Below are 24,295 nucleotides of genomic sequence, written 5' to 3'. Positions count from 1 at the left end.
AACCTGAGAACGACCTCTTTTCAGAGGCCGCGCTCAGGTTTTGCCTGCACTATGCAGTAACAATCCAGGTTAAGGGGGTTAACGCCCCTCTTTTCTCACCCGTTCGATATGAATGGCGAGAAACATCATCTCTTCCGCTGTCAGATCGCGCTGATAGCTTTGCTGCAGATGCTGCGCGATCTTCACCGCGCATTTCCACGCTTTGGGATAGTTCTCTTTGACCGCGGTATGGAGTGACACATCATCGTCATCAACGACGGTGCGTGTCAGCATCCGCTGGGCAAAAAACTTCAGATGGGTGACGAACCGCTGGTAACTCAGCGATGACTCGTCATAGTCCAGCTGCAGCTGATACTTCACCAGTTGCAGAACGTCCTGCATCACCCGCGTCACATCCATCACTTCCGGCATTTCGTTGTTGAGCTGAGCCGTTACCAGATGAAGCGCGATAAATCCGGCTTCATCCTCAGGCAATTCAACATTCAGACGACGGGCGATGATGGCGCGGGCTTCCTGACCCAGCTCGAACTCCCGCGGATAGAGTCGCCTGATATCCCAGAGCAGCACGTTTTTTATCGCCAGCCCCTTCTTCTGCCGCTCGATGGCAAAGAAACAGTGATCCGTTAATGTGATGTAGAGACTCTCCTGCAGTTTCCCTAATCGCTGCGCTGCCAGGTTGATAATCCGGTCACAGGTCGTCATGACCTCAGCAGGGATCTGGTTCAGTAACTCCTCAAGACGGCGCACCAGAAGATCGCTTTGCAGCGCGAATACTTTCTCAATCTGCGCGGTATCAAGACTGTCCCCGACACGCTTCTGAAAAGCCAGTCCGCGTCCCATCACGACCTGCTCACGTCCCTGTTCGTCCTGAACCACCACCACATTGTTATTAAGCACTTTGGCGATTTTCATCCAGACCCCAAAAACAAAAAACCTGACCTCCGGCTGACGCCAGAAATCAGGTTTTGCCTGCCTGAGCAGTAACAATCCAGTACGCGCACTCTACCATTTTTGAGACGGACCTCAATCTGCCTAGGTGAAAAGCGTGACGGCGATCCTGCTCCACAGGGAAACTTAAAATGTCTCCACGGTTTTACGTTTCGTCACCCAGGCATCCTGAGTGCGGGCGATACCCGCCGGGCGATGCCAGTACTGAATGCCGGGCTGCAGTTCCAGCCAGCTGAAGGGACGAGCAAGGCAAAAAAAACCTGAGCGCCTCACAGTGGCAGAAACCGTGAAACGCTCAGGTTTTTCCTGTTAACCAGTAATAACCCCTTGCAGATGATGAGGCCACACTAATATCGAACGCGGGCAGTGAAAAGCCGGGGAATTTCTGTTTCAGAAAAAGCGTGAGCGAATTAACATGCCACCGATACTGAGATCGCGAGGGCACAATAAAAAACCGGAAATAGACATCCTGAATAATGACAAATAATTTAAACGACTCCTTCCGGATATCAGGCTGGAGAAGATTTATTATTTTATCATGAAAAGAGGTTGTCTTCCGGATTATTGACAGCCTGTCTGGCTTATGCAACCATCAATTGAAGGCGGAATTATTTTGTAATAAATTTGCCATTTATTATTGTGATAAGGAAATTTCAATGCGTGAACTTACTATAAGCGAAGTAAACTCAGTCTCAGGTGGCAACGTTGGTGAAATTATTGTTGGTGGTGTAAAGCTGATTAACGACTTATTCAATACCCCCCTGCTCTCTTTTCCAGGGAGACTTTTGGATGCCATCGGCTTAGGAAGCATTCATCACGCCCTTGACTCGATTGGCTTTGCTATATTTACAACGATTGCTTCATTAGGCAGTGCGCTGGGTGGCGATGCCAGTCAGATTAACTACCATTTCAATGAGGAATGGGGTGATTAAAAATAAGCTATCCGGATATGAAGCCACCGTTTAGGTGGCTTCATTCATAGCGACCGAATGATGACTACAGGGTCGCTTTAAAAAGCCTCATGGTTAAAGGTGAAGAGTAGAGGTAGTGAGGGTCATACTTATCGAGCGTCGCTTTTGCAAAACGCCAGTCATACCCATCGGTGATACCCTGAGTTAAGCTATCAGGAATAAGGGTGTCGATAACCGTCTCATTATCCCAGGCATCTTTTTCTGAATATCCCCAGCCTTTGCTCCACTCAACGCGTACCGTTGCATAATCGCCAGAATAGTGATTGAACACCCACTCTTCCAACTCTCTGAAAAACTTCAGTGAGTCAGGAGTACCAGGCATCGTCAGATTATCCAGCCAGATTGCAACATCCCATTCAGGGTGAGCATCAACAGGCCGGGCTGCGGAGAGTGCAGGAGGAACAGCACCAGCAATATCGGTATCAGCTGGATTATCTAAACCGGTCACACGAATTTCAATCGGACCATTCATGGGATAAGCGTTAGATTTTTTGTAGATATCCACCATGCTCTCATATTTCGCCTTAAATTCACTGAGTACCTTTTGAATGTTCTCTCTGCGGGTGATGATGACATAGCCGTTAGCCGTCACCCGAAGCGTGTCTGGCTTGATATACATCAAGACATCTTTGCTCCACCCCCACAGGTCGCTACTGATTGTCGCACCAAGTCCGATATTGACCAGATTGAACATCAGGTTTCCTAATGAAGGTGTGAGTTCCGGAAAGCCATTGTGAATCTTCCTGACCAAATCGGAAACCTGAACAGGAATATTATCCGAAAAAGGATAGTTAAAGGGAGAATGGACGGGTTTAGATATCCTGTTGTAGGCTGGAGACTCTGTCCAGATTTTTAACCATGGTGTGGTAGTAAACGGAAACCAGATGATCTCAGCACGCCCGCATTTATCCAGATAGGAGGTATAGGTTCTGATACCTTCACCCTCCTGACCAAATAATTCGACGGCGGGAACATTGACAAAACTTTGGCAGCGTAAACGCTTGTTGCGCGGCACCTGAAGTTTAACTTCATAAATAAATGCTCTCCCGACATGCACCATAAAGGCTGATATCTCCGGGTTGGTTCTTTCGAACGTTTTCAACACGTACTGCTTAAGCTTGTCATCCCACACAATGGCTTTGAGTTCGACAATGTTATTGCTGACGGTTCCCCAACTCCCCCCTGCGGGGCGTTCTTCATTGACAGAGGCGATGCCGGTCCCATGTCCTCCTATTGCGAGAACACCGCCAAGCGTCAGATCGCCCGGTGCAGGCATGCTGTAAAAGCCTAGTTTCTTTTTCTCAAGCAGAGTAACAAGAGCTTCCATCTGAATGCCGGTCTGAGCCGTGATATAGCCGTAATCACCATGTTTAACTATCGTTGCAGCATTAAGATGTTTCGTCATGTCAACCAGGACAACATCACTGTTGTCAGCATTATTATCAATAGTCAATCTTGACCAGTTATGCTGAATACCTACCGGGCGAACTTTGAATTTATTATCAACAGCCCAGTTAATGACATCGAGTAATTCAGCACTGGTCTTAGGTGAACATGAGAGAATATTTTTCCCGGATGTCTCTTTTGACCAGTTTAAAAAATCAGTGCGGAACGTTTTTAACGGGAATGCAGTTGTAATCTGGTTGCTCATAGAATGTCCTTATTTAACCTCTTCAGATTTAACGGTAAACACATCCACCACAGAAAAATGAGACAGACCCACTTATAACAATGGCTTCATACAGACTTAATCCATAATTAACACATATAATACCTCCAAGAAGTCCCCAGAAAATTGAGATGGTCAGCGCAGATAAAAGTGTTTGTATCGTTGGCGCTGCTCTTCCTGCGTAAGCACTTAACAGATATCTTGTTACGCCCCCGAAAAAGGATATCAGCAAGAAGATCATCAGCCAGATTGTTTCAGGTTCATTTCTCATATATCTCCCCTGACATGTTAACGCCTCCTGTCGTAACTGGAGTGGATATAGTGATAATGAAGATCAGCGCAATGCTCAAATAAAAAACAGAGTGCGGCGTGTAAATTTCCTGAACCAGGTCATTTTCTTTTGTAAAAAGAAGTAGAGCTTTTCATTACAGATGATAAAAACGAGGCTTTTGGGTATAAAAAACTGAACGCCTTTGCTTTTTGAGTAAGTCAGATTCAAAAGGGGGTCTATTATCTGAACTTTTTTTCTCAACAGATAGAAAAGCTGAGAGATATTATTAGCAGAGATGGATTTATATCTTGCTTCCCATACCTGTAAAATTAAATCGGCAACATCAATCTCCCTTGCTTTCCTGCTTTTGATCATAAAAATAAAAAGTGTGAATTCGTTCCTGCTGAGGGAAATTACCTTTCCTTTACAAAACAGGCTTCTGGTTTTTTTATTCACAAGTATAATCAAAATCGAACCTCCTCTCCGTTTTTATGATTTCTATACATGACAGGCGGTAGATGTTAATTAAAAAAAGTCCAATATAATAATTTTTTTGGAAAGCGCGTTTTTAACGTACAGGTTCATAAAAGAATTAAAACATTCAGTAGCACTTTCCTGTTCAATGATTGGGGAGGTTCCGGAAGGGTTTTCACATTTTCTTTCCGGACTTAAGCAGGATTTACTCTGTTTCAGGATGCCTTATTTACTGCCAGGAGAGATTGATAGAGGCGGAACAGGCATGCTGACCCTGTCTGAGCACTACTGTCATCACTGATGGGTCGCACAGAATGGCAGAGGGAGAGTGCGGGCAAAGAATTTTGATGAGCTTATATTTTTCAGAAAAGAATTTTAATGTGCATTACCCCCCGCCTGTTCTGTCAGAATCAGGGTGCTCAGGAATAACGATGAACGATGGGGCTCATTTAATGAGCTAATACGGATGAGACGGGAAGAGAATCTTAAGTCAGAAACAGCAACGCCGGAAGGTTCGCTTCCGGCGTTGTAGTGAAGATTAGGCCGCTTTTACTGCGCGCACTTTCTTCGCCGCAGGCTCATCAGCCTGGCTGTCAGCATCGTCTGAGCGGGAAGCGTGGGTCGTCGCCTCCGGCAGTTTGCTGGTGCGAAGGATATGCTGTACCGACTCTTTCTGCTCAGCAATCAGCAGGCCCAGCGTTTCCGCCTGTGCTTCGTCCATCGCGGGCTGATGCTGTAAAAGCCAGTCGGTGAAGGCTTCGGCCATATCGAGCATTTTGTCGTAGGCATCGGCCTCTTTCTTATTGGCAAACGTCATCTTCTCTTCACCCTTTCTGACTACTACAAATTTTGTTTCAACAGCCATCTTTTCGCCCTCAGGTACTGTGTATACATACAGTATATCATGCTCAGTTCGCTTTGCCAGCAGAGAATGGAGTTTAACGGGAACAGGCAGTCAGACCTTGTTATTGCGCAGGGTTTGCTAATCTGACGCGAACTCAACGCTGAGTTTGCCGCAATCCAGCATGCCGTACTGCTTTCTGTCCGTAACGCGTTCTGCATAAAAAGGGACCAGCCATTGCTCAGCCGGGCCGCTTATCTCTGCGTCAATGAACCGTATGCCCTGCTGGCGGGCGACTTCGGCTGCTTCATGCCAGTTTTGCCAGTCGTTGGGCTGTCTCAGCCAGGCACTCAGCACGGTCTGTTTTGCCTGCTCAACCGTGTAATGTTTGCACGCCGCAAGGTTTTCCTCACTGTAGTACTGGTCACCCGTTTTCAGATAGATCAGCGCTCCTGTCCCTGTCAGGGCCAGCAGAACAAGCCCCGTAAAACCGATCACTGTACCCTTCACAACACTTCTGATCATAACGCCACGCATTGATTGATTGTAAGCAGCCACTCTCTGAGCAGGCGATACGGGCATTACACCAGCAACTCTTCCAGGAACTGTGCCAGCGCTTTACGCGGATCATCCTCTTCTGAGACGATCACTTCGATCCCCCACTGCCCCAGCACCTCTTTTGCCACCGGGTTGTTGCGGTTGGTAAACAGGTACGATTTTGGCCGGGCCGTTGCCAGCCCGGTGCGGCCCCACATTTTCGTCAGGCGGTAAAAGAGCAGGCGAATGTTGAAGTCACTGATGCTGTAGCCGACAAACAGCACCGAATTGCCCATCACGTCGTGGGTGAGTTTGATGTCGAGCGGCGAGTCGAAATAGAGACGCTCAAAATAGCTGCTTTCATCCAGCACAATAGAGGTATCGTCGTCGAAATCGCCGTGAAGTTTGATGATATGTCGCTTCTCTTCGGTCAGCGACACCAGATCGGCGGCATTCGCCACTTTATAATAGGGAACCCCGTGCGCATCGTGCGCCGCCTCCAGCCAGCGATCGTAGTTAGTGGTGTAGATACGCGAGAAATTACCCTGCGTAATCATGGTGTGAATTTCAGAAGAGCGGACATCAATATCGGGCCGGTGCCACTCGCGATCCATCCAGCTGCGCAGCGGGCCCAGCGAGCCTTTTTTCTGTTTGTAATACTCCGCCAGCGACAGGTGCGTGCCGTAAGTATTAAAGATTTTTGGATCGTAGCCCAGTTCATGCGCGAGGTGAGCAATCAGCTCATGCCACTCCGGCAGGCCGAAATTGCGTGAGATACCGGCACCGGCAAACAGGATCAGTTTGCCGGAATCATAGGCGCGTTTGAGTTCAGGTTTCATGCCACTCCCCGGGCGGTTTTCAAAAAGGTGGCGAAGCGATCCAGCGCGATACGCCGCATGGAGATCTCATTCTTGAGTTCACCCATTTCCGCAAAGGTCTGCTCATAGCCTTCCGGAATAAAGACGCAGTCCCACTGAAAGCCGCGCGTGCCGGCGGGTTTTGCCGCGATGGTGCCGCGCAGCTCGCCTGAAAACTGATACATCTTGCGGCCGTCACAGTAACCCAGCACCGTTTTGGCCGTGACGGCCTGGCTGTCGAGTCCCTGCACCAGCGCCGTAAAGCGCTCAGCGTCGAGGCGATTCCAGAAGATGCGGGTCAGACCCGCGGGTAACCCATTCAGGCCATCCAGATAGAGGCCGGTGTGCTCAACAAACAGCGGCCGCCCGATCAGCGCGAAAGCTTTGGTCAGCTTGTCACGCACCAGGTCAAGCTCGTTTTCTGTCTGTATTTCTTCGATGCGACGGGCGATAGGCAGCACTTCGACCCCGACAGGTTCGAGTATCTTGCGCACCTCCGCCAGCTTTTGCTCATTGGCAGAAAGGAATCTGATTTTCATGGGCTTCCAGGGCTGAAACTCCGCCACACAACAGAATTTTTTATGAGTTTGAGGGGGCAGGATAAAACAGTCACGCCGGAGAGTGTAGTGCAATTATCGGGTTATCAGCATGCCGTGCACCAGACCGGTTAGCGCAGTGCAACCGGTCTGGCGGTGTCAGTAAACGATACCCGGCGGGTTTATCAGGGAGTGGTCGACGGCCTCATCCTGTTCACCCCAGCGGGCCAGCACCTGCTGATACTGGCCGCCCGCGATGGTGCCATCCAGCGCAGTCTGGAGAGCGGGGGCCAGGCCATTGCCCTTTTTGGTGGTGACGGCGACCCAGGCACGAAACGGCCCGTTGCCCACCAGTCGGGTCTGGCCGCGCGAGGCGGCTTTCCAGGCGGCCATGGAGTGCGGGCCAAACAGGGCGTCGGCCCGTCCCGACAGCAGCGTCAGCGTCGCAGAGGCATCATCGGTCAGATAGATTGGCGTCACGGCAGGCAGGCCTTTCGCCCGGTTCTGCGCATCCCAGCTCAGCAGGATCCGCTCCTGATTGGTGCCCGACGACACGATAATGCGCTTCCCGGCAATGTCAGCAGGGGCACTAATCTGTCTGATCGGACTCTCCTTTTTCACCGCGAAAGCGTGGTTGTCAGCACGATAGGTGGCAAAGTCGAACTTCTTCTTACGCTCTTCGGTGACGGCGATATTAAACATCGCCACATCATAGCGCCCGGCGCTGATCCCCAGCGGCCAGTCCTCCCAGGAGGCCGGCACCAGCTTCAGCTTTAACCCCAGACTGTCAGCCAGCAGCCTGGCGATGTCGGGATCGCTGCCGATGCGGGTCACGTTGTCAGAGGCCAGCAGCGCCAGCGGCGGCGAGTTTGTGGCTGAGGTCGCCACGGTCAGGGTGCCCGGCTCGATAAAATGATAGTTCGCCGGAATTTTAGCGATCGCCAGCGGATTAGCCGGAGCATGGATGGGCGTTTCGTTGCGGCGGATGTCGGGCTTTTCCGGGGCGGCCATGGAGAGCGCCGGGATCAGCCCCACGAAAGCCAGCGCCAGGGGAGTCAGGCGCCTCATAAGACGCGCGCCAGGAAGCGACGGGTGCGCTCGTGACGCGGATTGCTGAGCACCTGCTGGGTCGTGCCCTGCTCCACAATACGGCCATCCACCATAAAGACCACATGGTCAGCCACTTCGCGGGCAAACCCGATCTCGTGCGTCACAATGACCAGCGTGGTGCCGGAGCGCGCCAGCTTCTTGATCACATCGAGCACTTCGCCGACCAGTTCCGGGTCCAGCGCCGAGGTGGGTTCATCGAACAGCATCACCCTGGGATTGAGCATCAGCGCCCGCGCGATAGCGATGCGCTGCTGCTGCCCGCCTGACAGGTGGCGCGGCCAGGCATCGGCTTTGTGGCGCAGGCCGACAATGTCCAGCAGTTCACCGGCCCGCTGAATCGCCGCCTGCCGGGAGAGCTGGCGATGCGCAATCGGTGCTTCAATCAGGTTATCCAGCACGCTCAGGTGCGGGAACAGGTTAAAGTTCTGGAAGACGTAGCCGACGTTTATGCGCTGCCGCAGAATCGCCTGCTCCTTCAGCTCATAGAGCTTGTTGCCGCGCTGCTGATAGCCGATATAGTCGCCATCAATCTGAATAAAGCCTTCATCGACCCGCTCCAGATGATTGATGGTGCGCAGCAGGGTGGATTTACCGGAGCCGGAGGGGCCGAGGATCACCGTGACCGAGCCAGGCGGCAGGGAGAGTGAGACATTATCCAGCGCTTTATGTTTGCCAAAACGTTTACTGACGCCGGTGATGCTGATGGCCCCGCTGGTGTGAGAAAGACGATAATCAATGGCTTCGGACATGGCTGATCTCCTCGGTCGGTTGAAGTGGCGAGACGCGGTTGCGCCATTGACGCCAGCGAGAGGGTTGCGGTTCACGCGTCACGCTGCGGGCCATCCAGCGTTCTGCGTTGTACTGAATGACGGAGAGCACGGTGGTGATAATCAGATACCACGCGGCACCCACCATCAGCAGCGGGATGACCTCCTGATTGCGGTTATAGATCATCTGAATGGTGTAAAAGAGCTCCGGCATGGCCAGCACATAAACCATCGCCGTGCCTTTCGCCAGGCTGATGATCTCGTTGAACGTGGTCGGAATAATGGTGCGCAGCGCCTGCGGCAGAATGATGCGGAAGGTGCGGCGCGTGGCAGAGAGGCCGAGCGCAGAAGCCGCCTCCACCTGCCCCTGATCGACACCGAGAATGCCGCCGCGAATGATCTCCGCGCTGTAGGCCGCCTGCACCAGTGTCAGGCCGATGACTGCGGTCGGAAACTGTCCCAGCACATTGATGGTCTGAAACGCGCCCCACGACAGGCCGGTAAACGGAATCCCTATCGAGAGCGTTTCATAGAGATAGGAGAAGTTATAAAGAATAATCAGCACGACGATCAGCGGCAGTGAACGAAACAGCCAGATGTAGCCCCATGCCAGCGTGCTCAGCAGCCAGGAGGAGGAGAGGCGCGCCAGAGCCAGCAGACCGCCAGCCAGCAGGCTGAAGATCGTCCCCAGCAGGGTGAGCAGCAGCGTCTGTCCCAGACCGTGCAGGATCACCGGATCAAAGAACCAGCGTGCAAACACCCCCCACTCCCAGCGCGGATTAAAGGCCACCGACTGCACGACGCCTGCCAGGATAAACAGCGCAACGATCGCGCCAGCGGTGCGTGCCGGATAACGGGCCGGCACCACCTGTAACTGTTGATGCTGAGGTTTACTCATCGTCAATCCTTAACTCGCTTCCGCGACGTTGTACACGCCAATCACTTTAATGAAACGCAGTCGCCCGTCGTGGGGCGGCTGACCGTAACGCTCCAGATCGCCGCTGAGATCGAACTGAGGCTGATAACCGTGGCCGGTGTAGAGCCGGACGGCCTCAGGCTGACGGAAGCCGGTGGTGAGAAACAGCCGCTGGTAGCCCGCCTGCAGGGCCCGACGCTCCAGCTCCTGCAGGACCACCAGCGCCAGACCCTGACGGCGCAGATCGCTGCGGGTCCAGATGCGCTTCAGCTCGGCGGTCTGCAGGTCATAAGGTTTGTAGGCGCCCATCGCGATGATCTCGCCGTCGCGCTCCAAGACAATAAACAGCCCCTGCGGCGGCAGATACCACTCTGTCAGCTCCTGCTCCTTAAGCCGGGCAAAATAGTCGCCGTAGCGTGCGGCATATTCACCGAACAGGCCGCCCAGGATCGGTTGCAGCTCCGGCGCCTCGGGCGACACCTCGCGAAACGTTAATTCACTCATCTCAGCTCCTTAATCGCCCAGTCCGGCGGGATTAACTTCAGAATGACCAATCTGCTCAACGCCCTCGCCCCAGCGGTTGAGCACCTTCTGATAGTCGCCATTGCCGATCACGCCATTCAGCGCCGTGCTAATTGGTTCGGCCAGACCGCTGCCTTTTTTCACCGTCACCGCAATGTGAGCCGCTTTTGGCCAGCCCCCATCCACACTCCCCACCAGCCGGGTTTTCCCGGTCAGAGCCGCCTTCCAGGCCCCGATCACATTCGGCCCGAAATAGGCGTCTGCCCGACCCGACTGGAGCGCCAGCGTCTGCGCGGCATCATCTTTGGCATAGATCGGCGTAAAGGGTTTCAGGCCCTTAGCCTGATTCTCTTTATCCCACGCGAGCAGGATCGCCTCCTGATTGGTGCCGGATCCCACGATGATCCGCAGTCCGGCAATCTCCTCCGCTTTGGTCAGCGACTGAATCGGGCTGCCGGTCCGGACATAAAAGCCCAGCGAGTCTTTGCGATAGGTCGCGAAGTCGAACTTCTCTTTACGTGGCTTCGTCACGGTGATGTTCGAGATCGCCGCGTCATACTTGCCCGAGGCGACGCCGAGCGGCCAGTCCTCCCAGGAGGTCGGGACGACATTCAGCTTCAGTCCCAGGCTGTCGGCGACCAGCCGGGCGATATCCACCTCGCTGCCGAGCAGGGTTTTGTTGTCGTCAGAAAAGACCGTAAGCGGCGGAGAGTTAAGCGCGGCCACCGCCACGGTAAACGCGCCCGGCACCACAAAATGGTGACCGGCGGGCAGCTGCGCGATGGCCTCCGCATTTTTCGCGGTGTTGATCGGCGTTTTATTGGCTTCCACGCTGACACGCTGGCCGTTGTAGGAGACGCTGGTGCCCTCTGCCAGAGCGTGGCTGCTGGCGGCCAGCATAAGCAGAGCGATGAGACGTAAGGGTTTTTGCATGATCCGGACTCTTATTGTGAGGTGAACTGATTAACGGGTGATTGCAGGGCGAAGCTGTCGCGCAGGGTGGTGCCCGGATAGTCACGGCGCGTCAGGCCGCGTGCCTGCAGAATCGGCACCACCCGATCGACAAAGCGTTCAAAGGTGTCAGGCGTGCCGCCATTGATGATGAAGCCGTCAGTGGCGTGGGTTTCAAACCAGAGCTGCAGGCCATCCGCCACCTCTTCAGGCGTGCCGTGAAACAGGGGGCGCGGGGTGGCCGCTTCCAGTGCCGCCTGACGCAGGGTGTGACCCTGCTCTTTCGCTTTGCGTTTGATCTCGTCGGTGGTGCTGCGGAAGCTGTTCTGTCCGATGTCGCCGATATCGGGAAACGGCTGATCCAGCGGGTACTGCGAAAAGTCGTGATGGTCAAAGAAGCGTCCAAGGTAGTTCAGCGCATCAGTCACCGAAACCAGCGCCGCAGTGGTCTGGTACTGCTGTTCGACATCATCGGCGTTATCGCCCACAATCACGCTTACACCCTGAAAGATGTGCAGATCTTCCGGCTGACGGCCATTGGCCACCAGTTGCTGCTTCACATCCTGATAGAAGGCCTGCGCCTCTTCGCGCGTTGGCTGATGGGTGAAGATGGCGTCGGCATGACGCGCCGCCAGCTTTTTGCCGTCTGCGGATGCGCCCGCCTGGAAGATAATCGGACGGCCCTGCGGCGTGCGGCCGATATTCAGCGGCCCCTGCACCTGGAAGAAATCACCGTGATGATCCAGGGTGTGCAGCTTCGCCGGATCGAAAAACCGCCCGCTCGCCTTGTCCCGCACAAACGCATCCTGCTCCCACGAATCCCACAACCCTTTCACCACCTGCAGATACTCATCGGCAATGCGGTAGCGCAGCGCATGTTCCGGATGCTGCTGACGGGAGAAGTTTTTTGCCGATCCTTCCAGCGGTGACGTCACCACGTTCCAGCCTGCGCGCCCGCCGCTGAGATGATCGAGGCTGGCGAACTGACGCGCCACGGTGAACGGCTCGCTGTAGGAGGTGGAGACGGTGCCGACCAGCCCCAGGTGCTCCGTGACACCGGCCAGCGCCGAGAGCAGCGTCAGCGGCTCAAAGCGGTTAAGAAAGTGGGGAATCGATTTCTCATTGATAAACAACCCGTCGGCGACAAACAGAAAATCGAGTTTGCCCTGCTCCGCCTTACGGGCGATTTTTTTGGCGTAATCCAGGCTGATGCTGGCATCGGCCTGGGCCGCCGGATGCCGCCAGGCGGACATGTTGCCTGAGGCGCCATGCAGAATGGTGCCCAGCCGAAGTTGTCTTGTGGTCATGATGTTCTCTCTTTTTTAGTCGTCGCGGTGCCTGACGACGCTGTTCAGCACCGTCGTGCGGTTACGGCAGCAGATAAATGCTATTCAGAGTGGAAGGGATGCCGGACATCGCGCACTGAGATGTTGCAGCGCCTGGCGGGCCAGTTGAGCGAAGTAGTTAGCGGCGGGCGCAATCAGCGCCTCGTCGGGAGTAAAGCTGGCGTGATGCAGGCCAAACTCGCTGGCGCTGCCGATGCTGACAAAGGCGCCGGGCACCTGTTGCAGATAAAAAGCAAAGTCTTCACCCAGCAGATGCAGTTCGGCGGTCTGGACCCGGTAACCCGCCTGGCGGGCCACATCGCTGCAGAATCCTGCCCAGTGGGGATCGTTGATCAGCACCGGCGGGCCAGACTGCCAGGTCAGGGTCGCCTGCGCGCCATTGGCCGCGGCAAACTGCTCTACCAGGGTACGCACCCGCTGCTCCAGGTCGGCGCGCACCTGCAGGTCGTGCGTACGTGCCGTGCCGCCAAATTCCACCCCGCCCGGCAACACATTCCAGCTTTTGCCGCCGTCGATGCGGGTGATGCTGAGCACCAGGCTGTCGAAGGCGCTAAAACTGCGGCTGGTGAGCCCCTGCAGTGCCTGAATAATCTGGCTGGCCGTCACGATGCTGTCGACGCCCTGCTCCGGGTAGGCGGCATGCGCACCTTTACCGGTCACGCGGATGATGAATTTGTCGGCATTGGCGTAGAACGCGCCGCTGCGGGTGGCAAACGTACCAAGCGGCAGCGAAGGTTCGTTGTGCATCCCGAAGATAGCCTGCACCTCATCCAGCACGCCCGCCCCGATGAACTGCCGGGCACCACGCGCAATCTCCTCGGCGGGCTGAAACAGGATGCGCACCCGTCCGGGCAGGGTGTCGGCCTGAGCCTGAAGCTGCAGGGCCGCGCCCAGCATCACCGCGCTGTGCAGGTCGTGACCGCAGGCGTGCATCACGCCGGGATGACGGGAGTGAAAACGCACCCCGCTCGCCTCATTGATGGGCAGCGCGTCAATGTCGGCGCGCAGAGCAATCACCGTTTCACCCTGGCCGATTTCAGCGACCACACCGGTTTCCAGCGGGTAATCGCGCAGCCGGATGCCTGCGGCCTGCAGCCAGCCGCGCAGCCGTGCGGTCGTCGCAAACTCCTGTCCGGACAGCTCCGGCCAGGTATGCAGTTCGCGTCGCCATTCAATCAGTTGTGATTCAGGGTACATGATGACTCTCCGCTGGCTGGGGATCAGGCCGCAATCAGATGGTGGGTGGCCAGCAGTTCCAGCGAGCGCTGGCGGGCAACCGGATCGGTAACGGGCGTATCGATGACGAACTCGTCGATAGCAAAGTGATGATGCAGGGCGTCCAGCTGAGCATGCACCTGCGCCGCCGTGCCTTTCAGCAGTGACGGGGTGCGAGGTTCAATCTGATAGTCGCGATAGCCTCCCTGACGCACGAAGCGCTCCGCCTGCTCCAGGCTGGCGACGTTGACACCCGGGCCCCCTTTCACCGCCACATGATAGTGGCGCAGAGAGGCAACCAGCAGGTCAGCTTCGGCGGGCGAGTCAGCCACCACCACCTGAACCGCAACCAGCGCGCGCTGACCGTGACTCAGGCGGGTGTAGGTACTCAGCGCATGCTCAAGCAACGCGCGGTCACCATTCAGATGCGCCGCAAAGACAAACTGCCAGCCCAGCGAGGCAGCCAGCCGTGCGCTCTCTTCGCTGGCCCCCAGCAGAAAACGGCTAGCCGGACGTGCAGGCAACGGTGTCGCCGCCAGCCCCTCTTCATCCGGTTTCGGCTGATCTGGTTTCAGCCAGCTATCCAGCAGCTGAAGCTGTTCGGCAAAGCTGCCTTTGCTGGCGGCATCAACACCCCGCTGCAGCGCCTGGGTGGAGAGCGGTAACCCGCCTAGCGCTTTCCCGACGCCGAGATCGATGCGCCCCGGCGCCAGTGAGGCGAGCAGGTTAAAGTTTTCGGCCACTTTATAGGGGCTGTAGTGCTGCAACATCACGCCGCCCGATCCGACCCGGATATGGCGGGTCTGCGCAATGATCCAGGCGATCAGAAGCTCCGGTGAAGGGCTGGCAAGCTGTGCAGTGTTGTGATGTTCCGCCAGCCAGAAGCGGTGATAGCCCCACGCCTCTGCCCGCTGCGCCAGTTGCAGCGTGCGCTGAAGCGCCGCCGCAGGCGTCTCGCCCTGCAGGATGGGCGCTTTGTCTAACAGACTTAATTGATATGCCATTCACCTGGTCCTTATTGATTCCGGTTGCTGACCAGTGTGCTGCGCAGGCGATTATTGGTAAAACATCATATTGTTTTATGCTTTATTGAATTCGTCATATTGGCGGGGCGCGGCGAAATAAAAGACAAATAAGCGACGAAAGCCCCGAGGCCGGGCCTGTTATCGCCTTATCAGGGCGGGTTCAGAGTGAATAAAACGTGCAGAGTGGCAAAGGATTGCACAAAATCGTCTTATGTGAAGCGCTGAATTACCGGCTTTATTCAGGGGCGCTGAGAGTTCTGCTTCAGTGGAAAAAAGCGGGTGTTGATAATCGCCACATTAACCTCGCAGGGAACGCCATCATCGAGAAAAACCGTCTCATTAATCTGGATAACCGCATCCCCCGCCCCTAATTTCAGTAATGCCAGCGTCTCAGCCTGCGTCAGGTTAATGGCCGTTAAATGCTGGTCGCGCAGCTGCACTTTTTTTCCGGTCACTTCCTCGATATAGGCATATTTCGACACTTCCAGCTTGCTGAACTCCATGCTGTTAAACATATTCACCGGCAGATGAATATGTTCCAGCGCCACCGGCGTCTCATCGAAGCACATCAGTCGTAATATTTTGTAGATCGGATCGCTGGTTTTAATGCGCAGCGCCTGCGCCATCTCTGCCGACGGCACCCGGATAATGCTGGCAGAGATAATTTTACGGACGCCTTTGTGTCCGTTTCTCTGCGCCTGATAATCAAACGGGGAAAGCACGTGATATCGGTGAGCCTGGCTACTGATCTCCGTCGCACCCACAAATATCCCCGATCCCTTCACCCGATAAATACGCTGCTGCTCCACCAGAATTCGGGTCGCTTCACGCACCGTTGTGCGGGTAATACCGAGGCACTTTGCGATAGCTATTTCCGTATCCAGCTTTTCGCCGGGTTGAAGGCCGTCATCTTTAATCCGCGTGAGGATATAATCGACCACCTCTTTCTGCTTTTCAGTCATGCCATCAGCCATCGACGTTCTTCCCATTTGCGTGAAGGAGAGACTCCCTGTATCCGTGCCACTCCCTTTCTGCCTGACATTGCCGGAGAAGTACTACTCCGGTCAGGTGAATATGTGACCAACCTATCAAATTGGCACAGATGTTAAGCCTGTGTAGCCATATTTTAATTTTAGCGGTTGTGTCCCTACACGTCGAAGGACATCATCAGGATGACTAGACATCTTTAACCTGTACAGATGTGTTGCCGGGTCACTCATCCACCGGCTGGCCCCCTCACAGCGGGAAGTCATCAGGGCGAATCTCTGGAAAGTGTCTGTACAGGTTCAGGGAGAGTTAACGAACGCAGCCGTGCCGAAGAGCGCGGCGACGCGCAAACGGCATCTGCGTGGCGTTAACTTTGAACGCGCAACGAGAGACAGGATTACAGCGATGTCACATCTGGCGGATTGGTTGAATAGCGAGCGAATTCAGTACGTGGAGCGCGTGGCTGACTGGCAGGAAGCGATTGTGCTGGCAGGGCGTCCTCTGCTCAGCGAAGGCGTCATCTCACAGGCTTACATTGATGCCATCATCCAGCAAAAAAGGCGATCGGCCCCTTTTTTGTTATCGCTCCGCAGATTGCCATGCCTCACGCTCGTCCTGAACAGGGCGCGCTCGGACTGGGGCTGTCGGTGCTGCTGCTGGGAACGGCGGTGAAATTTGATTCTGAAGAGAACGATCCGGTGAAAGTGCTTTTTATGTTTGCCGCACCGGACAGTAACAGCCATATCGAAATGATTTCCCAGCTGGCGGAAGTCCTCTCCGATGAGAACATCATGGCGCAGGTTTTTAATGCAGACAGCCATGAAGCGCTGCTGGCAATTTTGTCAGGCGTCTGATGTACCCGTTAACACGTTAATTTTGATCACCAGAGAATGAGGTCTGATATGAAGATGATGGCAGTGTGTGGTTCAGGTCTGGGCAGCAGTTTCATGATGGAAATGAACATCAAAAAAGTGCTGAAGACATTAGGGGTGGAGGCTGAGGTTGAACATTCCGATCTCGGCTCGGTGACGCCCGACGTGGCGGATATTTTTGTGATGGCAAAAGATATTGCCTACAGCGCCAATCTTCCGGAAGAGAAAATCATCATCATCAATAACATTATTGACCTGAAAGAGATTGAGCAAAAAATACGAGACTATTTTGAGAAAAACGGACAGTTATAAGCCGATAAACACTTACCCTCGAGGTTAATATGTTTACTCAAAATCTTTTGCAGTTCGTCGTCGACGTGCTGAAAGTGCCCTCTATATTAGTCGGACTGGTGGCATTTTTCGGCCTGGTTGCGCAGAAGAAACCCTTCCCGGATGTGATTAAGGGCACGGTAAAAACGATTCTGGGCTTCCTGGTGCTGGCCGGTGGCGCGACCGTTCTGGTCGGTTCCCTGACGCCGCTTGGCGACATTTTTAAACATGCGTTCAATGTTCAGGGCATTATCCCGAATAATGAGGCGATGGTCTCTATCGCACTGGCAAAATATGGTGCGCCGACCACGATGATTATGGCCTTTGGTATGGTCGCCAATATCCTCGTCGCCAGGTTCACCCGGCTTAAATATATTTACCTGTCAGGGCATGTGACCTTTTATATGGCCTGCATGATCGCGATCATATTATCGGTCGCGGGTTTTGAAGGCATTCAGCTCATCTATACCGGTTCGCTGGCACTGGGGATGCTGATGGCCACGTTTCCGGCCATCGCTCAGCCCTATATGCGGAAGATCATTGGCGGTGACCAGGTGGCGCTGGCGCACACCGGCACCATCGGTTATGTCCTGTCGGGCTGGATCGGCTCTCTGGTCGGAAAAGGCTCGCGCTCGACCGAAGAGATGAACATGCCAAAAAACCTGAGTTTTTTGCGCGACAGTACCATCTCCATCTCACTGACGATGATGATTATCTACTTAATCCTGTCGATCTCGGCCGGTAAAGCCTATGTGGAATCCACCTTCAGCAATGGTCAGAACTACCTCGTTTACTCGTTTATTCAGGCCATTACCTTTGCCGCAGGCGTCTTCATCATTCTGCAGGGGGTTCGCTTAATCCTGGCTGAAATTGTTCCGGCCTTTACCGGCTTTTCAGAAAAACTGGTGCCGGAAGCCCGCCCGGCGCTGGATTGCCCGATTGTCTTCCCCTATGCCCCGAACGCGGTTCTGGTTGGCTTCATCTCCAGCTTTGCCGGGGGTCTGGTGGGGCTGTTTGTCCTCGGCCAGCTGCACTGGGTTTTGATTCTGCCGGGTGTGGTTCCTCACTTCTTCTGCGGTGCCACCGCGGGGGTCTTTGGTAATGCGACCGGCGGCAAACGCGGGGCGATTTGCGGGGCCTTTGCACATGGCCTGTTAATCACCTTCCTGCCGGTGGCGCTGCTGCCCGTGCTGGGACAGATTGGGCTGACCAACACCACCTTCTCAGACACCGACTTCGGCGTCACAGGCATTCTGCTGGGCAACATGGCTCACTTTATGGATAAGGGCACCATTACCCTGATCGTTACCGGTATTTTCGCTCTGTTAGTGCTCTATAACTTCACCGCCAGAAAGAAAATGCCTGCCGAAACCGATGCAGGCTAGTTTCCATTTTTGTTCCCAACCAGAAAGGGCAGGCGTGACTTTCTGGTTGTTTCTTTTCAGGTGAGTGCCGCCCTTCTCAGAGCCGTCAGACGCCCCTTTTCCATCCCCTCTCCATTCTCTTCTGCTCCGCCTGCAGGCGCTATTTTGCCTGTTTCACGGCCTTCTGCTGGCCCTGAAAGCCGCAAAAAAAAGGACTATTCCGATTCAAAAAAGTGATCTGAGTCACACTTTCAACATTAGATGCGCTAATAAATAAAATTTAACAACAAAACATTTGAATGATAATGATTAACATTTACACTCTCATCCGCATATAACAACGCGATAAACGCGGCCTAATCCACAAAAAATATGCGGTATTTACCTGTTTCAGGATGAAAACCCTGGTCCCCAGGATTGTCAGGGCTTTTATCTGGTTAGTCATTTTTATGTTTACTGGAGTTTTGAGCGGATATCCCACGCTGCTGATTCAGGTCGGCAGGGTTATGGTTTTAACGCACAGGAACTGAACATGCTTTTACGCTCATCTATTCAATCGGCACAGGACTTCGAACCGGCCTCCACTGCCTGCACGGCCGAAACGGCGATTTTCAACGATCGGCAACTGGCTGCCTGGTCGCAGCAGACGCAGGAGGTGCTGGCGCTGATGACCCGCACCGTCACCGGTGTCGAGAAGCCGTTCAGCGGCATCCTGCCTCATGAACTGGCGGCGGAATTCAGCGATGTCGATCTTGACCGTCCTCTGGGTAACAACGATGACGCTCTGGCGGAGCTGAGTCAGCTCTATCTGCGTGACGCCGTCTGGTTCCATCACCCGAAATATCTGGCGCACCTCAACTGCCCTGTTGTGCTGCCTTCGCTGATGGCTGAACAGATCATGGCGGCGGTGAACAGCTCGGTGGATACCTGGGATCAGAGCGCAGGCGGCACCCTCATTGAGCAGAAGGTGATCGACTGGACGCTGGGCCGCATCGGCCTGCCCGCCGGATCAGACGGGATCTTCACCAGTGGCGGCACCCAGTCGAATCTGATGGCGATGCTGCTGGCGCGTGACAGCTGGTGCGCGGCGCATCATCCCGGTCACCTGATCAAGCAGCGCGGCCTGCCAGAGACCGCTCCGAAGTGGCGCGTCTTTACGTCGAAGCTGAGCCACTTCAGCATCCAGAAATCGATGGCGATCCTGGGGCTGGGTTACGATGCGGTGATCGCTATCGATCACGACGAGCAGTTCCGTATGGACCCGGCCCTGCTGGCGCAGGAGATTGAGCGCTGCCGCAGCGAAGGGCTGATCCCGATTGCGGTTGTCGCCACCAGCGGCACCACCGATTTTGGCAGCATCGATCCGCTGCCGGAAATCGCCCGTCTCTGTGACGATTACGGTTTATGGATGCACGTTGACGCCGCCTATGGCTGCGGGCTGCTGGTCTCTGAGCAGCATCGCTCACGTCTGAACGGCATTGAACGGGCGGATTCCGTCACCGTCGATTATCACAAATCCTTCTTCCAGACCGTCAGCTGCGGGGCCTTCTTCGTCCGGGATAGCCAGAACCTGAAGCATGTCACCCACCATGCCGACTACCTGAATCCGCTCAGCGCCCAGCAGGAAGGGACGCCAAATCTGGTCAACAAGAGCATTCAGACCACCCGCCGTTTTGATGCCCTGAAAATGTGGCTGACGCTGCGCGTCATGGGGCCGGCGGCGCTGGGTGAGGCCTTCGATACTCTGATCGCGCTGACGCAGACGGCGCATCAGCTGCTGAGCGATCACCCGTCTATCGAAGTGCTGCACGCCCCGGAGCTGACCACCCAGATTTTCCGTTACGTACCGGGCAAACACGCCAGTGATGCGCAGATCGACGAAATCAACGCCGCAATCCGCAAAGCGCTGTTCCGCTCCGGAAATGCCGTGATTGCCGGCACCAAAGTCGACGGCCGCCAGTATCTGAAATTTACCCTGCTAAATCCGACCACGACCCCTGCCGACCTCGAAGATGTGCTGAGCCTGATTGCGCACTATGGCCGCGAGCAGGTCCGGGCGTCTGCGCTGCGCGCGGCGAACCAGGGAGAGATGTGAAATGAAGAGTCCTGTTTACGATTTTATTGGCATCGGCATCGGCCCTTTCAACCTGAGTCTCGCCTGCCTGAGTGAGCCGGTTGAGGGTCTGAACGGTCTTTTCCTGGATGAGAATCCGGGATTTGACTGGCACACCGGCATGATGCTGGAAAGCGCTCATCTGCAGACCCCGTTTATGGCTGACCTGGTGACGCTGGCCGATCCGACCAGCCCGTACAGCCTGCTTAATTACATGAAGGAGAAGGGGAAACTCTACTCGTTCTACATCCGGGAAGACTTCTTCCTGATGCGCAAGGAGTACAACCAGTATTGCCAGTGGGCCAGCTCGAAGCTGTCAAATCTGCGCTGGAACAGCCACGTCGAGTATGTCAGCTACGATGAGGCCTCCGGCCTCTATCAGCTGGAGGTCAGAGAGACCCGCAGCGGCGAGAAACAGCGTTATCAGGCGCGCCATCTGATTCTCGGCACCGGCCCGGTGGCCTGGATGCCGGAGTGCAGCCAGCCGCATCGTCAGCGCCTGACCCACTCCAGTCACTATCTGGCGAACAAAGCCGCGTTGCAGCAGAAGCGGTCGATAACCGTGCTGGGCAGCGGTCAGAGTGCAGCCGAGATCTACTATGACCTGCTGACCGATATCGATCGCTTTGGTTATCAGCTCAACTGGATCACCCGTGCGCCGCGCTTTTACCCGCTGGAGTACACCAAGCTGACGCTGGAGATGACTTCGCCAGAGTGGGTGGACTACTTCCACGCCCTGCCTGCCAGCACCCGCGACGAACTCAATGCCCGGCATAAGAACCTCTACAAGGGGATCAACAGCAGCCTGATTAATGACATTTACGATCTGATGTACGTTAAACAGCTCGATGGCGATCTGAACGTCAATCTCTTCACCCACTCGGCCCTGACCGCGATGCGCTGGCTGCCGGAGGGGGAATTTGAGCTGACGCTGCATCAGGAGGAGCAGGACTGTACCTTTACCCGCCGCACCGAAGGGCTGGTGATGGCAACCGGCTATCACTATCGGCCACCGATGTTTCTGGAGGGGATCACCACGCGTCTGCGCTGGGATGAGAAAGGTCGCTACGACGTGCAGCGCAACTACAGCATTGACCATCACAATCAGGTCTTTGTCCAAAACGCCGAGCTACACACCCACGGCTTTGTCACCCCGGATCTGGGGATGGCCTGCTACCGCAACTCGGTGCTGCTGCGCGAACTGACCGGACGCGAGGTTTACCCGATCGAGCGTCAGATCGCCTTCCAGACCTTCCCGGCTAAAACGGAGCGCTGAAATGAGTTCATCTGTCCTGTTCAGCGCCCGCCGTCCCGCGGGTCTGTTCACCCTTCGTCCGATGCAGGCCAGCGATGCGCCGCTCATCCACAGCTGGGTCACCCGCGACTATGCGCGCTTCTGGGGCATGCAGCAGCAGAGCCTGGAGCAGGTTGCGGCGTTCTATCAGACACTGACGGCACAGGATCCCAAAGCGGCACTGATTGGCTGCTGCAACGATCAGCCGATCTGTCTGATTGAGTGTTATCGCGCCTGTGATGATGAGATTGGAAAATTTTACCCAGCTGCGCCCGATGACTACGGCATGCACATCCTGATTGCCCCGGCCAGCAAGCCGATCCGCGCGTTCAGCTGGCAGGTCTTTTCGCTGGTGATGGACTATATGTTCAGCCGTCCCGAAGTGAACCGCGTGGTGGTCGAGCCGGACGTGCGCAACGAGAAGATCCACGTTCTGAACAGGCGTGCCGGTTTCCGCTATCAGCATACCCTCGATCTGGGCCATAAAACCGCCTGGCTGGCCTTCTGCCAGCGGGAAGATTATCAACACGCGTTACTGCAGGAGTCGCAGACTATGACCACCCCCTCTTCACTGATGAACGGCACGCATCTGACGGGCGACAACTGGGCGCAGGCAAACCGCATGCTGATCCGCAAAGCGATTGCCGAGTTTGCGCATGAAAAAATTATCGCGCCACAGGAATCCGGCAACGGCAGCTATCAGCTGGCGGTGCCAGGTGGCGAGGCGAGCTACCATTTCCGCGCGGCGCGGCTGGCGCTGGATCACTGGGAGATTGACGCGGGTTCACTGCGTAAGCAGGAGAATGGCCATGATCTGCCGCTGGATGCGCTGAAGTTTATCGTGGAGTTCAACGGGGAGATCGGCATTCCCCAGGCGCTGCTGGCTACCTACATGGAAGAGATCAGCAGCACCCTCTGCAGCGCTGTCTATAAACTGCAGAAGCACAATCCGGACAGTCAGGCACTGGTCTCCGCGGATTTCCAGACCGTTGAAGCGGCCATGACCGAAGGTCATCCCTGCTTTGTCGCGAACAACGGCCGCATCGGCTTTGATGCGCAGGACTACCTGGCCTATGCACCCGAAGCCGCCGCGCCGGTTCACCTTATCTGGGTCGCGGTCCACCGCCGCAATGCGCATTTCGCCAGCCTGAGCGAGCTGAGTTACGAGCAGCTGCTGCGTGATGAACTGGGCCAGAACACCGTTGAGCAGTTTAATGCGCAGCTGGAGCAAAAAGGGCTGGCGGTTGAGGAGTATATTCTGATGCCGGTGCACCCGTGGCAGTGGCAGAACAAACTGCTGACGGTTTTCGCCGCGGACATCGCGAATCACGATATTGTCTGGCTCGGCACGGGCGACGACGCCTATCAGGCGCAGCAGTCCATCCGCACCTTCTTTAACCGCAGTCAGCCGGAAAAGCGCTACGTGAAAACCGCGCTTTCGGTGCTGAACATGGGCTTTATGCGCGGTCTGTCGCCCTACTACATGGCGACCACACCGGCCATCAACGGCTGGCTGGAGCAGCTGGTGACAGGCGATGCCTGGCTGAAGAAGTGCGATTTCCGCATCCTGCGCGAAGTTGCCTCGGTCGGCTATCACAACCGCTATTACGAACAGGCGATTAAAGGCGATTCCGCTTACAAGAAGATGTTTGCCGCCCTGTGGCGCGACAATCCGGCGGCCAGCCTGCAACCCGGTCAGCGTCTGATGACCATGGCCTCGTTCCTGCACGTCGATCACCATCAGCAGGCGTTGCTGCCCGCGCTGATTGCCGATTCCGGTTTACCCGCGAAGCAGTGGATTGATCGCTATCTGACCTGCTACCTCAGCCCGCTACTGCACTGCTTCTATCAGCATGACCTGGTGTTTATGCCACACGGCGAAAACCTGATTATGCTGCTGGAAAACAACGTACCGGTCAGCGCCTATATGAAGGATATCGGCGAGGAGATCGCGGTGATGAACCCGGATGCCGTGCTGCCGGAGGGTGTGCAGCGACTGGCGGTGGATGTGCCGGAGGAGCTTAAACTGCTGTCGATCTTCACCGACGTCTTTGACTGCATTTTCCGCTTTATCAGCGCGATCCTCGACCAGTCAGGCACACTGCCGGAGGATCAGTTCTGGCAGTCGGTAGCGGAATGCGTGAAGGATTATCAGCAGGCGCATCCGCAACTGGCGACGAAGTTTGCTCGCTATGACATGTTTGCGCCAGAGTTCACCCGCTCCTGCCTCAACCGCCTGCAGCTGGCCAACAACCAGCAGATGATCAACCTCACCGACCCGGCGGAAAACCTGAAATTTGCCGGCACCCTGGTCAACCCGATCGCGCGCTGGCGCTAAGCGTTACCCTGTCACGTAATAGTCAGGCGGTCACCTGGGTG

General features: G+C 55.4%; 22 protein-coding genes and 2 pseudogenes. 7 read left to right on the top strand and 17 right to left on the bottom strand.

Annotation, left to right across the window (positions count from 1 at the left end; genetic code table 11):
• Window positions 1-78 precede the first annotated feature (78 nt).
• Together licT and S7A_RS21695 are read right to left on the bottom strand one after the other, a co-directional pair.
• Window positions 79-912 carry a BglG family transcription antiterminator LicT gene (licT, locus tag S7A_RS19005; protein ID WP_009092953.1) on the bottom strand — a complete coding sequence of 278 codons (834 nt, stop codon included), beginning with the start codon at window positions 910-912 and terminating at the stop codon, window positions 79-81.
• A gap of 162 nt (window positions 913-1,074) precedes the next feature.
• Window positions 1,075-1,191: pseudogene (locus S7A_RS21695) on the bottom strand (hypothetical protein); the annotation flags it as partial.
• Between the two features lie 413 nt (window positions 1,192-1,604).
• On the opposite strand from S7A_RS21695, the gene S7A_RS19000 reads away from it, so the two are divergent.
• On the top strand, window positions 1,605-1,880 hold the full coding sequence (locus tag S7A_RS19000; protein WP_009092952.1) for a hypothetical protein: 276 nt from the start codon (window positions 1,605-1,607) through the stop codon (window positions 1,878-1,880).
• A 64-nt stretch (window positions 1,881-1,944) separates the two neighbouring features.
• On the opposite strand, the gene S7A_RS18995 is transcribed toward S7A_RS19000, so the two are convergent.
• From S7A_RS18995 to S7A_RS18925, 15 genes are all read right to left on the bottom strand, one after another.
• Complete coding sequence (locus S7A_RS18995; RefSeq protein ID WP_009092951.1) at window positions 1,945-3,570, bottom strand: cholesterol oxidase substrate-binding domain-containing protein; 1,626 nt, start codon at window positions 3,568-3,570, stop codon at window positions 1,945-1,947.
• Window positions 3,571-3,598: 28 nt separating this feature from the next.
• Entirely contained in the window at window positions 3,599-3,829 is a 231-nt protein-coding gene (locus S7A_RS21840) for a phage holin family protein (protein ID WP_369750608.1), read from the bottom strand.
• Between the two features lie 1,042 nt (window positions 3,830-4,871).
• Window positions 4,872-5,198, bottom strand: a complete 327-nt coding sequence (locus tag S7A_RS18985; RefSeq protein ID WP_009092949.1) for a YebG family protein — start codon at window positions 5,196-5,198, stop codon at window positions 4,872-4,874.
• 117 nt (window positions 5,199-5,315) lie between these two features.
• On the bottom strand, window positions 5,316-5,732 hold the full coding sequence (locus S7A_RS18980) for a hypothetical protein (protein WP_141629844.1): 417 nt from the start codon (window positions 5,730-5,732) through the stop codon (window positions 5,316-5,318).
• A gap of 23 nt (window positions 5,733-5,755) precedes the next feature.
• Entirely contained in the window at window positions 5,756-6,550 is a 795-nt protein-coding gene (locus S7A_RS18975; RefSeq protein ID WP_009092947.1) for an SIR2 family protein, read from the bottom strand.
• The gene (locus tag S7A_RS18970) at window positions 6,547-7,107 is read right to left on the bottom strand and encodes a non-canonical purine NTP pyrophosphatase (RefSeq protein ID WP_009092945.1); all 561 of its coding nucleotides are present in this window, start codon (window positions 7,105-7,107) and stop codon (window positions 6,547-6,549) included. Before S7A_RS18970 ends, S7A_RS18975 begins: the two co-directional genes overlap by 4 nt.
• 156 nt (window positions 7,108-7,263) lie before the next feature.
• A complete protein-coding gene (locus tag S7A_RS18965; protein WP_369750607.1) occupies window positions 7,264-8,115 on the bottom strand; it encodes an ABC transporter substrate-binding protein in 852 nt (283 codons plus the stop codon).
• A 53-nt stretch (window positions 8,116-8,168) separates the two neighbouring features.
• Window positions 8,169-8,963, bottom strand: a complete 795-nt coding sequence (locus S7A_RS18960) for an amino acid ABC transporter ATP-binding protein (RefSeq protein WP_009092943.1) — start codon at window positions 8,961-8,963, stop codon at window positions 8,169-8,171.
• Window positions 8,947-9,879, bottom strand: coding sequence for an amino acid ABC transporter permease (locus S7A_RS18955; RefSeq protein ID WP_009092942.1), 933 nt, complete (start codon window positions 9,877-9,879; stop codon window positions 8,947-8,949). Before S7A_RS18955 ends, S7A_RS18960 begins: the two co-directional genes overlap by 17 nt.
• A 9-nt stretch (window positions 9,880-9,888) precedes the next feature.
• Complete coding sequence (locus S7A_RS18950; RefSeq protein ID WP_009092941.1) at window positions 9,889-10,401, bottom strand: GNAT family N-acetyltransferase; 513 nt, start codon at window positions 10,399-10,401, stop codon at window positions 9,889-9,891.
• Between the two features lie 9 nt (window positions 10,402-10,410).
• Window positions 10,411-11,352, bottom strand: coding sequence for an ABC transporter substrate-binding protein (locus tag S7A_RS18945; protein WP_009092940.1), 942 nt, complete (start codon window positions 11,350-11,352; stop codon window positions 10,411-10,413).
• Window positions 11,353-11,363: 11 nt separating this feature from the next.
• Window positions 11,364-12,677: an LLM class flavin-dependent oxidoreductase gene (locus S7A_RS18940; protein ID WP_009092939.1), complete on the bottom strand. Its 1,314-nt coding sequence runs from the start codon at window positions 12,675-12,677 to the stop codon at window positions 11,364-11,366.
• A gap of 84 nt (window positions 12,678-12,761) precedes the next feature.
• On the bottom strand, window positions 12,762-13,913 hold the full coding sequence (locus S7A_RS18935; RefSeq protein ID WP_009092937.1) for an amidohydrolase: 1,152 nt from the start codon (window positions 13,911-13,913) through the stop codon (window positions 12,762-12,764).
• A gap of 23 nt (window positions 13,914-13,936) precedes the next feature.
• Complete coding sequence (locus S7A_RS18930) at window positions 13,937-14,935, bottom strand: MsnO8 family LLM class oxidoreductase (RefSeq protein WP_009092936.1); 999 nt, start codon at window positions 14,933-14,935, stop codon at window positions 13,937-13,939.
• Between the two features lie 260 nt (window positions 14,936-15,195).
• Complete coding sequence (locus tag S7A_RS18925; protein ID WP_009092935.1) at window positions 15,196-15,930, bottom strand: GntR family transcriptional regulator; 735 nt, start codon at window positions 15,928-15,930, stop codon at window positions 15,196-15,198.
• Between the two features lie 418 nt (window positions 15,931-16,348).
• On the opposite strand from S7A_RS18925, the pseudogene S7A_RS18920 reads away from it, so the two are divergent.
• The 6 genes and pseudogenes from S7A_RS18920 (at window position 16,349) to S7A_RS18895 (ending at window position 24,254) form a co-directional block, all read left to right on the top strand.
• Window positions 16,349-16,797: pseudogene (locus S7A_RS18920) on the top strand (PTS sugar transporter subunit IIA).
• Between the two features lie 48 nt (window positions 16,798-16,845).
• Entirely contained in the window at window positions 16,846-17,127 is a 282-nt protein-coding gene (locus S7A_RS18915; protein ID WP_009092933.1) for a PTS sugar transporter subunit IIB, read from the top strand.
• A 29-nt stretch (window positions 17,128-17,156) separates the two neighbouring features.
• Window positions 17,157-18,530: a PTS ascorbate transporter subunit IIC gene (locus S7A_RS18910; RefSeq protein WP_009092932.1), complete on the top strand. Its 1,374-nt coding sequence runs from the start codon at window positions 17,157-17,159 to the stop codon at window positions 18,528-18,530.
• Window positions 18,531-19,041: 511 nt separating this feature from the next.
• Window positions 19,042-20,604, top strand: coding sequence for an aspartate aminotransferase family protein (locus S7A_RS18905; protein WP_009092931.1), 1,563 nt, complete (start codon window positions 19,042-19,044; stop codon window positions 20,602-20,604).
• A 1-nt stretch (window position 20,605) separates the two neighbouring features.
• On the top strand, window positions 20,606-21,898 hold the full coding sequence (locus S7A_RS18900; protein WP_009092930.1) for a lysine N(6)-hydroxylase/L-ornithine N(5)-oxygenase family protein: 1,293 nt from the start codon (window positions 20,606-20,608) through the stop codon (window positions 21,896-21,898).
• 1 nt (window position 21,899) lies between these two features.
• Entirely contained in the window at window positions 21,900-24,254 is a 2,355-nt protein-coding gene (locus tag S7A_RS18895) for a GNAT family N-acetyltransferase (RefSeq protein ID WP_009092929.1), read from the top strand.
• Window positions 24,255-24,295: the final 41 nt, after the last annotated feature.

The organism is Pantoea sp. Sc1 (genome assembly GCF_000255315.1).
In the GTDB taxonomy this organism is placed as follows: domain Bacteria; phylum Pseudomonadota; class Gammaproteobacteria; order Enterobacterales; family Enterobacteriaceae; genus Pantoea; species Pantoea anthophila.
This window is presented reverse-complemented; position numbering and strand designations above follow the sequence as displayed.

Excerpts from the sequence above, each read along its gene's own strand:
- S7A_RS18960 (WP_009092943.1), bottom strand. The coding sequence starts at position 8,963 with ATGTCCGAAGCCATTGATTATCGTCTTTCTCACACCAGCGGGGCCATC.
- S7A_RS18955 (WP_009092942.1), bottom strand. The coding sequence starts at position 9,879 with ATGAGTAAACCTCAGCATCAACAGTTACAGGTGGTGCCGGCCCGTTAT.
- S7A_RS18925 (WP_009092935.1), bottom strand. The coding sequence starts at position 15,930 with ATGGCTGATGGCATGACTGAAAAGCAGAAAGAGGTGGTCGATTATATC.
- S7A_RS18905 (WP_009092931.1), top strand. The coding sequence starts at position 19,042 with ATGCTTTTACGCTCATCTATTCAATCGGCACAGGACTTCGAACCGGCC.
- S7A_RS19000 (WP_009092952.1), top strand. The coding sequence starts at position 1,605 with ATGCGTGAACTTACTATAAGCGAAGTAAACTCAGTCTCAGGTGGCAAC.
- S7A_RS18900 (WP_009092930.1), top strand. The coding sequence starts at position 20,606 with ATGAAGAGTCCTGTTTACGATTTTATTGGCATCGGCATCGGCCCTTTC.
- S7A_RS21840 (WP_369750608.1), bottom strand. The coding sequence starts at position 3,829 with ATGATCTTCTTGCTGATATCCTTTTTCGGGGGCGTAACAAGATATCTG.
- S7A_RS18935 (WP_009092937.1), bottom strand. The coding sequence starts at position 13,913 with ATGTACCCTGAATCACAACTGATTGAATGGCGACGCGAACTGCATACC.
- S7A_RS18940 (WP_009092939.1), bottom strand. The coding sequence starts at position 12,677 with ATGACCACAAGACAACTTCGGCTGGGCACCATTCTGCATGGCGCCTCA.
- S7A_RS18975 (WP_009092947.1), bottom strand. The coding sequence starts at position 6,550 with ATGAAACCTGAACTCAAACGCGCCTATGATTCCGGCAAACTGATCCTG.
- S7A_RS18995 (WP_009092951.1), bottom strand. The coding sequence starts at position 3,570 with ATGAGCAACCAGATTACAACTGCATTCCCGTTAAAAACGTTCCGCACT.
- S7A_RS18930 (WP_009092936.1), bottom strand. The coding sequence starts at position 14,935 with ATGGCATATCAATTAAGTCTGTTAGACAAAGCGCCCATCCTGCAGGGC.
- licT (WP_009092953.1), bottom strand. The coding sequence starts at position 912 with ATGAAAATCGCCAAAGTGCTTAATAACAATGTGGTGGTGGTTCAGGAC.
- S7A_RS18985 (WP_009092949.1), bottom strand. The coding sequence starts at position 5,198 with ATGGCTGTTGAAACAAAATTTGTAGTAGTCAGAAAGGGTGAAGAGAAG.
- S7A_RS18895 (WP_009092929.1), top strand. The coding sequence starts at position 21,900 with ATGAGTTCATCTGTCCTGTTCAGCGCCCGCCGTCCCGCGGGTCTGTTC.
- S7A_RS18915 (WP_009092933.1), top strand. The coding sequence starts at position 16,846 with ATGAAGATGATGGCAGTGTGTGGTTCAGGTCTGGGCAGCAGTTTCATG.
- S7A_RS18950 (WP_009092941.1), bottom strand. The coding sequence starts at position 10,401 with ATGAGTGAATTAACGTTTCGCGAGGTGTCGCCCGAGGCGCCGGAGCTG.
- S7A_RS18965 (WP_369750607.1), bottom strand. The coding sequence starts at position 8,115 with ATGGCCGCCCCGGAAAAGCCCGACATCCGCCGCAACGAAACGCCCATC.
- S7A_RS18945 (WP_009092940.1), bottom strand. The coding sequence starts at position 11,352 with ATGCAAAAACCCTTACGTCTCATCGCTCTGCTTATGCTGGCCGCCAGC.
- S7A_RS18970 (WP_009092945.1), bottom strand. The coding sequence starts at position 7,107 with ATGAAAATCAGATTCCTTTCTGCCAATGAGCAAAAGCTGGCGGAGGTG.
- S7A_RS18910 (WP_009092932.1), top strand. The coding sequence starts at position 17,157 with ATGTTTACTCAAAATCTTTTGCAGTTCGTCGTCGACGTGCTGAAAGTG.